A 12,847-nucleotide genomic window follows, 5' to 3' on the forward strand; every position below is an offset into this window, starting at 1 on the left:
TCGGGCAGGTGTGGGGGTGGTGGATGCAGCTCACCGAGGCCCAGCGGCTCGACTGGCTGCGGCTGATCCGGACCGAGGGCGTCGGCCCCCGCACCTTCCGGAGGCTCGTGAACCGTTTCGGCGGCGCGGCCGCCGCCCTCGACGCCCTGCCGGAGCTCACCGGCCGCCAGGGGCGGCGGATCGTGCCACCAACCCGCGCTGAGGCCGAGGCCGAGCTGGCGGCCCTGACCCGCCTCGGCGGCCGGCTGATCGCCACCGGCGAGGCGGAATACCCGCGGCTCCTCACACAGGTCGACGCGGCGCCACCGCTTCTGGCCCTGCGCGGCGCACCGATCCTCAATCGGCCCGCCGCCGCCCTCGTCGGCTCGCGGAACGCATCGTCGGCGGGGCTCGCCTTCACGGAGCGGCTCGCCCGCGGGCTCGGCGAGGCAGGCCTCACGGTGGTCTCGGGCCTCGCCCGCGGCATCGACGCGCGCGCCCACAGGGCGAGCCTCCGGACCGGCACGATCGCCGTCATGGCCGGCGGCCAGGACCGGATCTACCCGGCGAGCCACGCGACCCTGGTCGAGGCCATCCTGGCGGAGGGCGGCGCGGTCCTCGCGGAGATGCCGATGGGCTGGGAGCCCCGGGGGCGGGACTTCCCGAGGCGCAACCGGATCATCTCCGGGCTGTCCTACGGGACGGTGGTGGTGGAGGCCGCGCGCCGCTCCGGCTCGCTGATCACGGCGCGCTACGCCCTGGAGCAGAACCGGGAGGTCTTTGCGGTTCCCGGCTCGCCGCTCGACCCGCGCGCCGAGGGCACCAACGACCTGATCCGCCAGGGCGCCACCCTGGTCTCCGAGGTGGACCACGTGCTGGAGGTGCTGGGACCGATCATCGAGCGCGGCCCGGACGCCGAGGCGGCCCCGGCGCGCGGGCGGCCGGACCTGGCCGAGCAGCCGGATTTCTGGGACGAGGTCGCGCTCGACGCGGCTCTCGACCCGGGACCGGAGCGAGCTGACGGCGCGTCCGCCGACAATCCCGCGCGCGACGAGCCGCCCGAGGCCGAGGACGACCGGGCGCGGATCGTGGCCCTGCTCGGCCCGAGCCCGGTCGGCACCGATGAGCTGGCGCGGAGCGCCGGGGTCGGTGCCCGGACCGTGCAGAGCGTGCTGCTGGAACTGGAGCTCGACGGACGGATCGAGCGCCACGGCAGCGGCACCGTCTCGCTGGTCAGCCGCTGAGGGAGTCCTCTTCGGGATCGTCGTCCGCATCGGCGTCCGCGAGGTTGCGCATGACGTCGAGGCAGCCCTGGAGGATGTAGGCGGCGGCGAGCTTGTCCACGAGTTCGCCGCGCCGCGCCCGCGAGGCGTCGGCCTCGATCAGCGCGCGGGTGACCACGGCGGTCGAGAGGCGTTCGTCGAAGAAGACGTGGGGCAGGGGGAGGATCGGCGCGAGGTTGCGCATGAAGGCGCGGGTCGACTGCACCCGCGGCCCCTCGCTCCCGTCCATGTTGAGCGGCAGCCCGACGACGAGGCCGCCGACCGCGTGCTGCCGGCACAGGGCGGCGAGCCGCTGCGCGTCGGGGGTGAACTTCACCCGGCGGATCGTCTCCAGCGGCGTCGCGATCTGGCGGCCGAGATCCGACAGGGCGAGGCCGATCGTCTTGGTGCCGAGATCGATGCCGATCAGGCGGGCGCCGCCGCGAGACTCGGCCGCGAAGGCGCGGATCGCGTCGAAATTCATGGTTCCACCCGCTTGGCGCGCGCCAGAATGGCCTCGGTGACGCCCTCGAACCGGGCGGGGAGGGGCTCCGAGCCCGGTCCCAGGACCAGGGCCGCGGACGGCGCCGTGACCCGGGTGAAGAAGTCGTCGAGGCTCTCGCCGCCGAACCGCACCGTCTCCAGGTCAGGCGCCAGCAGCCAGACGTCGTACTCGCCGTCGGTCCCGGTGACGTCCCAGAACAGGAAGCTGCCGTCCTCGCCCGCGCCGAAGAAGCAGGCGCGCTCGACGACGCCGGCGTCGCCGCCCTCGACGTCGAAGCGGTGCGGCTCCGCCCCGTCCTCCAGCATGGCGACCGCGGCGCCGACGCTGTGGGCGATGAGGGCCGCCTGGCTCACCAGATCGCAGGCCTCGAACGGTGCCGGCACGGCGACGCGGAACTGCCCGCCCGCGAGGCCGACGCCGCAGGTCCGGCAAAAGTCGCGGTAGGAGGCCGGCAGGGCGAAGCCCAGCGCCTCCGCCGCACGGTCGAGGGCCGCCTCGTCCGGCACGAAGCCCGGCGCAAGCTCCTCAAGGACCGTCTCCCACATCGCTCCCGCTCCACCGTCCACAGACTTCGGTTCCTCCGCAGATCGCCCCCGGTGCGCGCAGAGCCGTTCGCGTCTAGGTAGGTTAATGTTCCGTTAAACCACGCTGTAGGGGTCCGCCTTGTCGACGAACGGTAAGCTCTCCTCTTCCGCTCCGTCCGGCCGCTGGCGGGCGATGCCGCGCAAGCACCGCTGGATGCTGCTCCTCGCCTTCGAGGTGCTGGTCGCGGGCTTCACCCAAGCCATGATCCAGCCGGTCCGGCAACCGGGAATCACGATCGAGATGTCGGTGACGCCCCACCACGTCGTGACCTGATCCGCCCGTCGCCCGCCCGCGCCGAGCGCGCGGTCAGCCGGGTCCAGCGCGGCCGGCCGCCCTGCGGGCGGCGCGGCATAGCCCACCCGCGTTGCGGTGCGTCGAGCGCCGATGCTATAGCGCGACCGACTTCGGGAGAGCGCTCCCGGGCAGGGACGAACGAGACGGCATGTCGGTCGACGAGAAGACGGTTCGGCGCATCGCGCATCTGGCGCGGATCGCGGTCACCGACGACGAAGTCGGGCCCCTGCAGGGCGAGCTGAACGCCATCCTGTCCTTCGTCGAGCAGCTCGGCACGGTCGACGTCGCGGGCGTCGAGCCGATGACCTCGGTGACGCCGATGGCGATGAAGAAGCGCGAGGACGTCGTCACGGAGGGCGGCCGCGCCGCCGACGTCGTCGCCAACGCACCCGAGACCGAGGACAATTACTTCCTGGTCCCGAAGGTGGTCGAGTAGGCCGAGGACGGCCCGGACCTTGCGGACCGGATTTCTGGCGGGCAGGCGCGCGGCGGCGCGCGCGGGGACGTGAACAGCGTGGATCCGAACGAACTTACCCTGGCCGAAGCGCGCGACGCCCTGAAGGCGAAGCGGATCTCGGCCCGCGAGCTGACCCAGGCCCATCTGGACGCCATGGCCAAGGCCCGCGTCCTGAACGCGTATATCCGGGAGACCCCGGACCGCGCCTTGGCGATGGCCGAGGCCTCGGACCAGAAGATCGCGTCCGGCGAGGCGCGGCCGCTCGAGGGCATCCCCCTCGGCATCAAGGACCTGTTCTGCACGCACGGCGTGACGACCACGGCGGGGTCCAAGATCCTCGAGACCTTCGAGCCCCATTACGAATCGGCCGTGTCGGCCAATCTGTGGCGCGACGGCGCCGTGATGCTCGGCAAGCTGAACCTCGACGAGTTCGCCATGGGCTCGTCGAACGAGACCAGCGCCTACGGCAACGTGGTCTCGCCCTGGCGGCGCGCCGGATCGGACGCGCCGATCGTGCCCGGCGGCTCGTCGGGCGGCTCCGCCGCGGCGGTCGCCGCGCGCCTCTGCCTCGGCGCCACCGCGACCGATACCGGCGGCTCCATCCGGCAGCCCGCCGCCTTCACCGGCACGGTGGGGATCAAGCCGACCTACGGGCGCTGCTCGCGCTGGGGCACGGTGGCCTTCGCCTCCTCCCTCGACCAAGCCGGCCCGATCGCCCGGACGGTGCGCGATTGCGCCATCCTGCTCGGCTCCATGGCGGGCGCCGACGCCCGGGACACGACCTGCGCCGACCTCGCGGTGCCCGATTTCGAGGCCGCCGTGTCGCGCGGCGTGAAGGGCCTGACCATCGGCATCCCGAAGGAGTACCGGGTCGACGGGATGCCCGCGGAGATCCAGAAGCTCTGGGACGAGGGCGCGGCGTGGCTCAAGGCCGCCGGCGCGACGATCCGGGAGATCTCGCTGCCGCACACCGCCTACGCGCTGCCGGCCTACTACATCGTGGCCCCGGCCGAGGCCTCCTCGAACCTCGCCCGCTACGACGGCGTCCGCTACGGCCTGCGCGTGCCCGGCAAGGACATCGCCGGGATGTACGAGAACACCCGCGCCGCCGGCTTCGGCCGCGAGGTGAAGCGCCGGATCATGATCGGCACCTACGTGCTCTCGGCCGGATACTACGACGCCTACTACGTCCGAGCGCAGAAGATCCGCACGCTGATCAAGCGCGACTTCGAGGCCGCCTACGCGGCCGGGGTCGACGCGATCCTGACGCCGGCGACGCCGTCGGCCGCCTTCGGCATCGGCGAGAAGGCCTCGGCCGACCCGGTGGAGATGTACCTCAACGACGTGTTCACCGTGACGGTGAACATGGCCGGGCTGCCGGGCATCGCGGTGCCGGCGGGTCTCGACGGGCAGGGCCTCCCGCTTGGCCTCCAGCTCATCGGCCGGCCCTTCGACGAGGAGACGCTGTTCGCGGTCGCCCAGGTGATTGAGGACGCGGCCGGTCGCACCGTCCTGCCCGAGCCGTGGTGGTCATGACCGTCCCGTACTATCCCTGGACGGTCTGGATCTGGGCCGCGTTCGATCCGGCGCTGATCGTGGTGGCGGTCTATCTCGGCTGGACCGCCAGCCAGTTCGGCAAGGTCTTCATCGCGGCGATCGCGGCGCTCGGCTTCTCGGTGCTGTTCTCCTACGCGGTCAGCGCGGCCGGCATCCCGTGGCCGGCGCCGATCACCCGCGACGGCCCGACCTTCTTCCCGGTCCGCGCCGTCGCGGCCCTGCTCTGGGCCGTCGTGGGCTACGGTGCCCGGCAGGCGGTCGGACGCCGCGCTTGACCCTGCGGGCAGGGGCCTCCTAGAAAATCTCTCGCTCGACGCATGCGGCGCCTCCGCCGTCTCTGCGAGCGCAGCGAAGCGATCCGGCGGTGCAACGCCTGGAAGCCTCGCGCTTCCCTGGATCGCTTCGCTGCGCTCGCAGAGACGGCGACGCCTCGAACGCCAGCCGCCTTTCGGACCGACCATGAACGCACCCGTCGACCCCAAGAAGCTGATCAAGGGCGGCCTCCACGATTGGGAGGTGATCGTCGGCATGGAGATCCACGCCCAGGTGTCCAGCCGGGCGAAGCTGTTTTCCGGCGCCTCGACGGAGTTCGGGGCCGAGCCGAACGACCACGTGTCGCTGGTCGACGCCGCGATGCCCGGGATGCTGCCGGTGATCAACGCCGAGTGCGTGGCCCAGGCGGTGCGCACCGGCCTCGGCCTGAAGGCCAAGATCAACCTGCGCTCCGTGTTCGACCGAAAGAACTACTTCTATCCGGACCTGCCGCAGGGCTACCAGATCTCGCAGTATAAGGACCCGATCGTCGGCGAGGGCGAGGTCCTGGTGGACTTGGCCGACGGCGCGTCCATCACCGTGGGCATCGAGCGCCTGCACCTCGAGCAGGATGCCGGCAAGTCGCTGCACGACCAGGATCCGACCCGGAGCTTCGTCGACCTCAACCGGTCGGGCGTGGCGCTGATGGAGATCGTCTCCCGGCCCGACCTGCGCTCGTCCGAGGAGGCGAAGGCCTACGTGACCAAGCTGCGCACGATCCTGCGCTACCTCGGCACCTGCGACGGCGACATGGAGAAGGGCTCGCTCCGCGCCGACGTGAACGTCTCGGTGCGCCGCCCCGGCGAGCCGCTGGGCACGCGCTGCGAGATCAAGAACGTCAACTCGATCCGCTTCATCGGGCAGGCGATCGAGACGGAGGCGCGGCGCCAGATCGCCATCCTCGAGGACGGCGGCAAGATCGACCAGGAGACGCGCCTGTTCGACCCGACCAAGGGCGAGACGCGCTCGATGCGCTCGAAGGAAGAGGCGCACGACTACCGCTACTTCCCCGATCCGGACCTGCTGCCGCTGGAATTCGACCAGGCCTACGTCGACGCCCTGGCCGAGGGGCTGCCCGAGCTGCCGGACGCCAAGAAGGCGCGGTTCGTCTCGGCGTTCGGCCTCTCGCCCTACGATGCCGGCGTGCTGGTCGCCGAGCGCGCCTCCGCGGACTATTACGAGGCGGTGGCGAAGGGCCGGGACGGCAAGGCCGCGGCCAACTGGGTGATCAACGAGCTGTTCGGGCGCCTCAACAAGGAGGGGCTGTCCATCGACGCGACCCCGGTCTCGGCGGACCAGCTCGGCGCGATCATCGACCTGATCGGCGAGGGCGTCATCTCCGGCAAGATCGCCAAGGACCTGTTCGAGATCGTCTGGACCGAGGGCGGCGACCCGCGCGCCGTCGTCGAGAGCCGCGGCATGAAGCAGGTGACCGACACGGGCGCCATCGAGGCGGCGGTGGACCAGATCATCGCGGCGAATCCCGACAAGGTCGCCCAGGCCAAAGAGAAGCCGACCCTGCTCGGCTGGTTCGTCGGCCAGACCATGAAGGCCACCGGCGGCAAGGCGAACCCCGCGGCGGTGAACGCGCTGCTCAAGGCGAAGCTCGGGATCGAGTGAGCCTTCCGCGGCGAGCGGCCAGTCCGCGCCCGGCCTCAGGATGAGTGCCGGGATCGGATGGCCGTCGCTTCGACGTCGCCGGCCAGTCCCATGCTCGCCAAAGCCACGACGAGATCCCGCCGCGGCGATGCCGGGCAGGTGGGCCACGAACAGATCCTCGAAGAGAAACCGCGGCGGAACGGCTCGAAGTGGGGCCTTTCGCGCATTCGAAGGCGTGCCATGCGTGGCCGCTTCTGCGCCCCTGGAGCCGCGTCCGTCCGGCTGTTCGTGTTGTGCCGCTAGGTCTCGGGCCGAACCTGTCCCTGAACCGTCTAGGCGGCATTCCGCTGCGGTGGAGTCATCCCTGTCTCCTCCAGCTTCCGACGACCGACACCGCTGCGAAACCTGATCGCGTCAAGATTTCGTGCCGGTCCGTGCTCGCTCTCGCTAAGCACAGATGGAGACTGCGCCCGTCCTCCAAGTCGGTCAATAGCTATTTTCTCGGCAAAAGGCTTTTTCGATCCACTTGCGCCCGCCGCCGCACCGCAGCGCGTGCGAGCTCAATCACTTGGATCGATCCCGTGGCGCTGCGAAATATTGATTGGCCCGCAAGCTACTTGCCGGCGCCCATATTGTTCTCGACCAGAAAGCGGATGCCGCGGTCGAAGGCCTCATCCGTGTCGCCGCGCAGGTCCACGCTGTAGGCCTTCTCGGGCGCGTCGCCGGTGAGGGACTTCACGTAGACGTTGAGGTTGAGGATCAGGTTAGAGACCTTCTGCACCTCGCCGGTGATCGCGACATCCGCGCCGAGCTTGCGGGCGAAGTCATCCGCGCAGCCATTGCAGCGGCGCAGGTCGGCACTTCTGGTGACCTCGTCCCGCACCGGCTCGGTCGAGACCACGACGAACAGGCCCTTCTTCTGGAGGAGGTCGCGCAGTTCGGCGCTGACCCGCTTCAGCCGCGCGGTGTCGGCGGCGTCACCCGGCACCGGCGATAGGTTCGAGAACTGGAAGTCGAATACCGCGGCCCGCGGGGGCGCGGCCGCGGCCGGTCCCGCGGTCAGCAGGACGGTGGCGAGTGCGAGCAGTCGGTTCATCGTGATCTCCGGCGCGGATGCGTGTCCGGGAAACCGCGCCCCCGCCAACCGGATCGCGTCCGCGCGGCGATTCAGCGCCGGTCGGCCTCCCGGGTGGGGCTGGCCGCCGGCCTTGCCAGGCCGGAGACGCGGTCGCGCAGGTCCATGAACCAGCTCGGTGCCGGGCCGCGGCCGCCGTTGACGAACACCGTCGCGGTCATGCCGGCGATGAGCGGGACGCCCGCCGGGACGTGGTCGATGCGGATGCGGACCGGCACCCGCTGGGCGAGGCGCACCCAGGTGTAGACGGGGTTGACGTCCGGGAGCCCCTGCGTGCTGGCGGCGGCGTTCGCCGTGGAGATGCCGAGCGTGATGCTGTGGACCGTGCCGGTCAGGTGCGGATCGAAGCCCATCAGCTTCACGTCGGTGGGGTCGCCGACGCGGATGTTGGACATCTTGGTCTCCTCGAAATAGCCGTCGATCCAGAAGGAGTCTGTGTCGACCACGTTGATGTTCGAGGTGCCGGTCCGGGCGTAGTCGCCGACCCGCATCAGCAGGTTGGTCACCCGTCCGTTGACGGTCGACCTCACCTGGGTGCGCTCCAGATTCACCTTGGCCTGCCGCAGCTGCGCCTGCGCGCTCTCCAGCGACGCCTCGGCGATCTTCGCGGCGCCTGCGAATCGCTGCTTCTCCTCGATCGAGGTCGACACGGTCGAGAGCGCTTGGCGCCGGGCCGACTCGGCGTTCTTCACCTGCAGATCGGCTTCGCGATTCTTGACCTCGGCATCCGCCGAGGTGACGGCGACCTCGAAATCGACCGGGTCGATGACGTAGAGGACGTCGCCCTTGCGGACGTTCTGGTTGTCCTGGACCCGGACCTCGACGATCTGACCCGCGACCTGCGGGGCGATGTTGGCGACCTGGACCCGGACCGTGCCGTCGCGCGTCCAGGGCGCCGCCACGTAGAACTCCCACACGAACGCTCCCGCCAGGATCGCCGCGAGCAGGATCACGCCGGTGGCCGCGAGGCGGAACACCTTGGCGGCCCGGCCCCGGCGCGGCACTGCGGGCAGCGGGTCGCTCCGCCCGGGCGCGCCGTCGCGGGCGGCGGACTTCGGATCGTCCTCGTCGGCGGTCGTGTCGGGCATCAGATGAACGCGATCAGGAGGGCGAGGACACAGACGTAGAGGCCGGCTTCGGCGAGCGGGGCGTTGGCGACGTAGCGGCTGAAGCGGATGCGGGCGAAGACGAGGCGAAGGACGACCAGGATTACGAACGCGGCGAGCGCGTAAGCGACGAAGGCCGTGACCAGCACCCCGCCGACATGGATGTCCTCGTGCATGGTTACCCCGGAAGAAGCGGCAATCAGAATAGCGCGATGTCGAGGCGTTGGAGGAATCGCCTGTGGCGGGCGATGGTTCGCGACGCGGTGACGAGGTCGCTGGCGGCACGGGCCGTCGTGAGCCGCACCGCCCGGTCCTGGCTGGAGGCGGCGTGGATCAGGTCGCGCGCCGCCATCTCGAGCCCGCGATCGTCGCCTGTCGCGAGGGCGTCCCGCGCCCCCGGGATCGCGCCGCGCAGGGCTCCGACCGACCAGAGGCGGCGCAGTTCCGCGTGGGCCCGGGCGGCGGCGGCCTCCAGGCGGGCGAGGGCGAAGGCGTGGTGCAGGTTCGCTTGCCGCACCGCCGCGCTCCCCGAGCTGTAGGCGGCGAACTGGAACAGCCGGTCGGCATTCAGGCTCGTGCGGGTGGTGGCGTCGCCGCCCTGGCCGACGAGGGCGTCGGCGAGCGCCCGCCGCGCCGAACCGAGGGCGAAGACCCGCTGCTGGGCCGGCGAGACCGGCAGGATGAGGCGGACGATGATCGACAGGATCACGGCCGCCACGACGACGAGGAACGCGTTCAGCAGGAAGCTCAGGGCGTCGTAGGTCTGCGGGTTCGAGGGCCCCAGCAGGACGGGGAAGAACACGATCAGGATGAAGCCGACCCCGAAGGTCTTCGGGTTCAGCGAGAGGAAGCAGCCCAGGAAGATCACCGGCGCCATCACGAGCGCCAGCATCGGGAAGCCCTGGACACCGTTGAGGAGCGCGAACCGGGCGATGCCCGCCAGGGCGGCGGCCAGCGTCATGCCGACGACGACGCCGTTCGCGAACTTCTTCGGGTCCGGCGTCATCGACGACAGGGCCGCGGTGGCGGCCACCTGGACCAGTGCGAACGAGGCCTGGGGCAGGCCGAGCGCCGCGAAGGTGGCGGCGGTGACCGCGAAACTCAGGGCCACCCGCAGGGCGCCGCGGAGGGCGACGGGGAAGTCGCGATGGGTCGGCAGTTCGGCGTCGCGCAGGGGACTGTGGCCGTCGGCCACGGCGCGGATGCCGTCCTGCGCGAAGGTCGCGGCGCAGACGAAGTCGAGGGCGCGCTGGAGCACAACGACCTCGTCGAGGGGACGGGTCCCGTCGCGGATGGCCGCGTCGACCAGGTCGCGCAGGCGCTCGTCGTCGCGGTCCAGGGCGTCGGGATCCGGCGCGTCGGCCACCCGCCGGCAGATCGCCATCGCCTCCGCGACGGCCGGGCTCGGATCGCGCAGGGACGCGGCCGCGGCCCCGAGGCCGCGGATCGACGCCGCCATCACGTAGAGCGCGGCGATGCAGCTGCGCGCGCCGGCCGCGCGGTACCGGCCGTCGTCCAGCTCGCCCGCGATGGCGCTGGCGTCGGCCCGCATCGGCGCGATGGTGCGGATCAGCGCGGCGGTGCGCGGGGCGCCGAGATCCCCCGACGCCAGAGTGTCGCGGGCGTAGCCGCGCGTCTGGTCCCAGGCCGCGCGCAGCTGCGGCAGCAGCGCCCGCCACGTGCTCGGCGAGGCGAGGGCGTCGTTGATGAAGGTGATCACGACGATGCCGAGCACGATCGCGGCGACGCGGGACACGGCGGCGTCGAAGGTCCCCTGCGGATCGTCGATCTGGCCGAGCGCGATGATCGCCACAGTGTAGCCGGACAGCATCGCGCCGTAGGCCCGCGTGTCCTGCAGAAACTGGGCGACGAAGACGCAGAGGCCGAGCCAGACGGTGAAGCTGAGGAGCAGCAGCACCCGGTCCTGGCCGAAGAGCGCCATGAAGACGAGCGCCACCGCCGCGCCGACGAGCGTGCCGAGCAGGCGGTAGACCGCCTTCGAGATCGCCTGCCCCCGCTTGGGCTGGGCGAGGATCGCCACGCAGGTGGCGGCGGACGAGGCGCTGTCGAGCTGGAGCCAGAATGCGGCGGCCAGCGCCAGCATCATGGCGATCCAGATCCGCAGCGCGAAGGCCCAAGCGGCCGGCTTCGGCACCCAGGCATCGAGGAACGCCAGGACGCGGTCGCCGAGCGGTTCGGGGCGGCGATCCGCGACGGAGCCGGCGGGGGCCTCAGCCATGCCGGACCCCGCGCGGCGCGCTGTCCACCGCCCGACCGGACGGAGAAGGGTCCGTCATCGCCTCGTGCCTCCTGCCAACCCGCCGCGGATGTTCGAACGAACGGAACGCCCCGCGGTTCTAGCCGATCAGGCCTTGTCGCCACCTTTCAGGCGCTTGTTGCACTTGCTCCAGTACTGCGGCCATTTCGGTCCCTGCGCCGCCTTCTGCGCGTCGGTCAGGGCGCGCCACTCGGTGCCGCAGGTCTTCTGGCGATCGCGGGCGGCGGACTGGCCCGCGCTCGGCGTCCTGGCGGCCGGCGCCTCGGCGACGGGCGGCGCCTTCGTGGGTGCCTCCTTGGCGGGTGATTCCTTGGCGGATGGCTCCTTGGCGAGAGCCGGGCAGGCGGCGAGCAGCGGCGCGGACAGGACCGCGATCCTGACGAGACGATCGATCATCGGATGTTCCCCCTCGGGCGCCGTTCCGGCGCCCAAGCCGCAATCTCGCCGCTCTCTCGCGGCGCCGGCAAGCCCGGCCGCGCCGCCGCCGCCAGCCCCGGCGCAGCTTCGCCGTGCGACCGCGTCTACGGGCGCGGTGCCCTTGAGCGCGGCCGGGAAATCGTCTTCACTGCCGGGGCAATTCGGAAACGGCGGAGGACCACCGCGCCGCCGACGATCGGGTCCAGGAGCAGGCAGAGCATGGCAGCGGTGTCCGGGCGGCCGATCGACGTCCACACATGGAGTACGCCGAACGGCTGGAAGATCCCGATCATGCTGGAGGAGTGCGGGCTCCCCTATCGGATCGTTCCGGTGGACATCGCGAAGAACGAGCAGTTCGCGCCCGACTTCCTTGCGATTTCGCCCAACAACAAGATCCCGGCCATCGTCGATCCGGACGGTCCGGGCGGACAGCCGATCTCGGTCTTCGAATCAGGCGCGATCCTGCAGTATCTCGGCCGGAAGACCGGGCAGTTCTACCCGACCGACGAGCGCGCCCGCGTGGCGGTCGACGAGTGGCTGTTCTGGCAGGTGGCGGGCTTCGGGCCGATGCTCGGGCAGACACACCACTTCAAGATCTACGCGCCCGAGAAGCTGCCTTACGCGATCGACCGGTTCACCGCCGAGGCTAAGCGCCTCTACGGCGTGCTGGAGCGGCGCCTCGAGGGGCGCGCCTTCCTGGCCGAGGACTACTCCGTCGCCGACATCGCGACGTTCACCTGGGCGAAGCTCAACTTCAAGCAGGGTGTCGACATCGACACCCTCCCGAACGTCGCCCGGTGGCTCGAGAGCATCCTGGCGAGGCCGGCGGTGCAGCGCGGCCTCGCGGCGATCTGACGAAGCTCAGTTCTTGTTGGCGGCCTGCTGGTTCACGTCCGGCACGCGGGTCCAGGTCTGCGACCCGCACAGGATCTTGAGCATGCAGCCCGACACGTTGAGCTCGGCCTCGCTCTCCCGCTCGAGGCTGACCGTGTAGATCTTGCCTTCCTCGATATTGTAGAGCTCGCCGGTGAACTTCGCGTCGTCCGGCTTCAGACCTTCGATCAGCTGGAGACCGATTACCGGACGGGCGCGCTTCTTCGGGTCGGGATTCTTGAGGTCGGTGCGCGGGGCGCCGTTGTCGAAGGTCGGCGTCTTGAGCCAGACGACCTTGCCGCAGACCAGCTTCTGGCCGGGGCCGCAGCGGTCGATCCGGATCTTGGCGCGGCCGTCGCCGGTGAGCCAGGTGCCGGACGGGTCCTTGCCCGTGTCGGCGGAGGCGGCGGTGAGGCCGGCGAGAAGCAGGCTGGCGCTGAGAGCGAGTCGCATGGTTCGTCTCCGGGATTGGGGCGCCGCGGGCGCCC

General features: G+C 71.0%; 15 protein-coding genes. 7 read left to right on the plus strand and 8 right to left on the minus strand.

The features are described 5' to 3' along the window. Window positions 1-23: 23 nt before the first annotated feature. Window positions 24-1,223: a DNA-processing protein DprA gene (gene dprA, locus BM314_RS10350; RefSeq protein WP_091978068.1), complete on the plus strand. Its 1,200-nt coding sequence runs from the start codon at window positions 24-26 to the stop codon at window positions 1,221-1,223. Here dprA and ruvX read toward each other — a convergent pair. After that, a complete protein-coding gene (gene ruvX, locus BM314_RS10355; RefSeq protein WP_020091786.1) occupies window positions 1,213-1,725 on the minus strand; it encodes a Holliday junction resolvase RuvX in 513 nt (170 codons plus the stop codon). The genes dprA and ruvX overlap by 11 nt on opposite strands. Beyond that, on the minus strand, window positions 1,722-2,291 hold the full coding sequence (locus BM314_RS10360) for an SMI1/KNR4 family protein (protein WP_091978069.1): 570 nt from the start codon (window positions 2,289-2,291) through the stop codon (window positions 1,722-1,724). Before BM314_RS10360 ends, ruvX begins: the two co-directional genes overlap by 4 nt. Before the next feature lie 118 nt (window positions 2,292-2,409). On the opposite strand from BM314_RS10360, the gene BM314_RS29955 reads away from it, so the two are divergent. The 5 genes from BM314_RS29955 (at window position 2,410) to gatB (ending at window position 6,571) form a co-directional block, all read left to right on the plus strand. After that, on the plus strand, window positions 2,410-2,604 hold the full coding sequence (locus BM314_RS29955; protein WP_107353634.1) for a hypothetical protein: 195 nt from the start codon (window positions 2,410-2,412) through the stop codon (window positions 2,602-2,604). 169 nt (window positions 2,605-2,773) lie between these two features. After that, complete coding sequence (gene gatC, locus BM314_RS10365; protein WP_020091789.1) at window positions 2,774-3,061, plus strand: Asp-tRNA(Asn)/Glu-tRNA(Gln) amidotransferase subunit GatC; 288 nt, start codon at window positions 2,774-2,776, stop codon at window positions 3,059-3,061. Between the two features lie 78 nt (window positions 3,062-3,139). Continuing rightward, entirely contained in the window at window positions 3,140-4,618 is a 1,479-nt protein-coding gene (gene gatA, locus BM314_RS10370; protein ID WP_020091790.1) for an Asp-tRNA(Asn)/Glu-tRNA(Gln) amidotransferase subunit GatA, read from the plus strand. After that, entirely contained in the window at window positions 4,615-4,914 is a 300-nt protein-coding gene (locus BM314_RS10375; RefSeq protein ID WP_020091791.1) for a hypothetical protein, read from the plus strand. The genes gatA and BM314_RS10375 overlap by 4 nt, the downstream gene beginning before the upstream one ends. Before the next feature lie 184 nt (window positions 4,915-5,098). Next, the gene (gene gatB / locus BM314_RS10380; RefSeq protein WP_091978070.1) at window positions 5,099-6,571 is read left to right on the plus strand and encodes an Asp-tRNA(Asn)/Glu-tRNA(Gln) amidotransferase subunit GatB; all 1,473 of its coding nucleotides are present in this window, start codon (window positions 5,099-5,101) and stop codon (window positions 6,569-6,571) included. Window positions 6,572-7,163: 592 nt separating this feature from the next. Here the strand turns inward: gatB and BM314_RS10385 are convergent. From BM314_RS10385 to BM314_RS10405, 5 genes are all read right to left on the minus strand, one after another. Next, window positions 7,164-7,646 (minus strand): DUF3280 domain-containing protein, encoded by a 483-nt coding sequence (locus BM314_RS10385; RefSeq protein WP_091978071.1) that lies wholly within the window; start codon window positions 7,644-7,646, stop codon window positions 7,164-7,166. 71 nt (window positions 7,647-7,717) lie between these two features. Then, window positions 7,718-8,773, minus strand: coding sequence for an efflux RND transporter periplasmic adaptor subunit (locus BM314_RS10390; RefSeq protein WP_091978072.1), 1,056 nt, complete (start codon window positions 8,771-8,773; stop codon window positions 7,718-7,720). Next, on the minus strand, window positions 8,773-8,967 hold the full coding sequence (locus tag BM314_RS10395; RefSeq protein WP_020091795.1) for a DUF1656 domain-containing protein: 195 nt from the start codon (window positions 8,965-8,967) through the stop codon (window positions 8,773-8,775). Before BM314_RS10395 ends, BM314_RS10390 begins: the two co-directional genes overlap by 1 nt. Window positions 8,968-8,990: 23 nt before the next feature. After that, window positions 8,991-11,030, minus strand: coding sequence for an FUSC family protein (locus BM314_RS10400; RefSeq protein ID WP_091978073.1), 2,040 nt, complete (start codon window positions 11,028-11,030; stop codon window positions 8,991-8,993). 126 nt (window positions 11,031-11,156) lie between these two features. Beyond that, a complete protein-coding gene (locus BM314_RS10405; RefSeq protein ID WP_091978074.1) occupies window positions 11,157-11,465 on the minus strand; it encodes a hypothetical protein in 309 nt (102 codons plus the stop codon). Between the two features lie 240 nt (window positions 11,466-11,705). Between BM314_RS10405 and BM314_RS10410 the strand changes: the two genes are divergently transcribed. Next, window positions 11,706-12,341 carry a glutathione S-transferase N-terminal domain-containing protein gene (locus tag BM314_RS10410; RefSeq protein ID WP_056521224.1) on the plus strand — a complete coding sequence of 212 codons (636 nt, stop codon included), beginning with the start codon at window positions 11,706-11,708 and terminating at the stop codon, window positions 12,339-12,341. Window positions 12,342-12,347: 6 nt separating this feature from the next. Here the strand turns inward: BM314_RS10410 and BM314_RS10415 are convergent, their stop codons facing one another. Beyond that, window positions 12,348-12,812, minus strand: coding sequence for a DUF2147 domain-containing protein (locus BM314_RS10415; protein WP_020091800.1), 465 nt, complete (start codon window positions 12,810-12,812; stop codon window positions 12,348-12,350). Window positions 12,813-12,847: the final 35 nt, after the last annotated feature.

Source organism: Methylobacterium sp. 13MFTsu3.1M2 (assembly GCF_900112625.1).
In the GTDB taxonomy this organism is placed as follows: Bacteria; Pseudomonadota; Alphaproteobacteria; order Rhizobiales; family Beijerinckiaceae; genus Methylobacterium.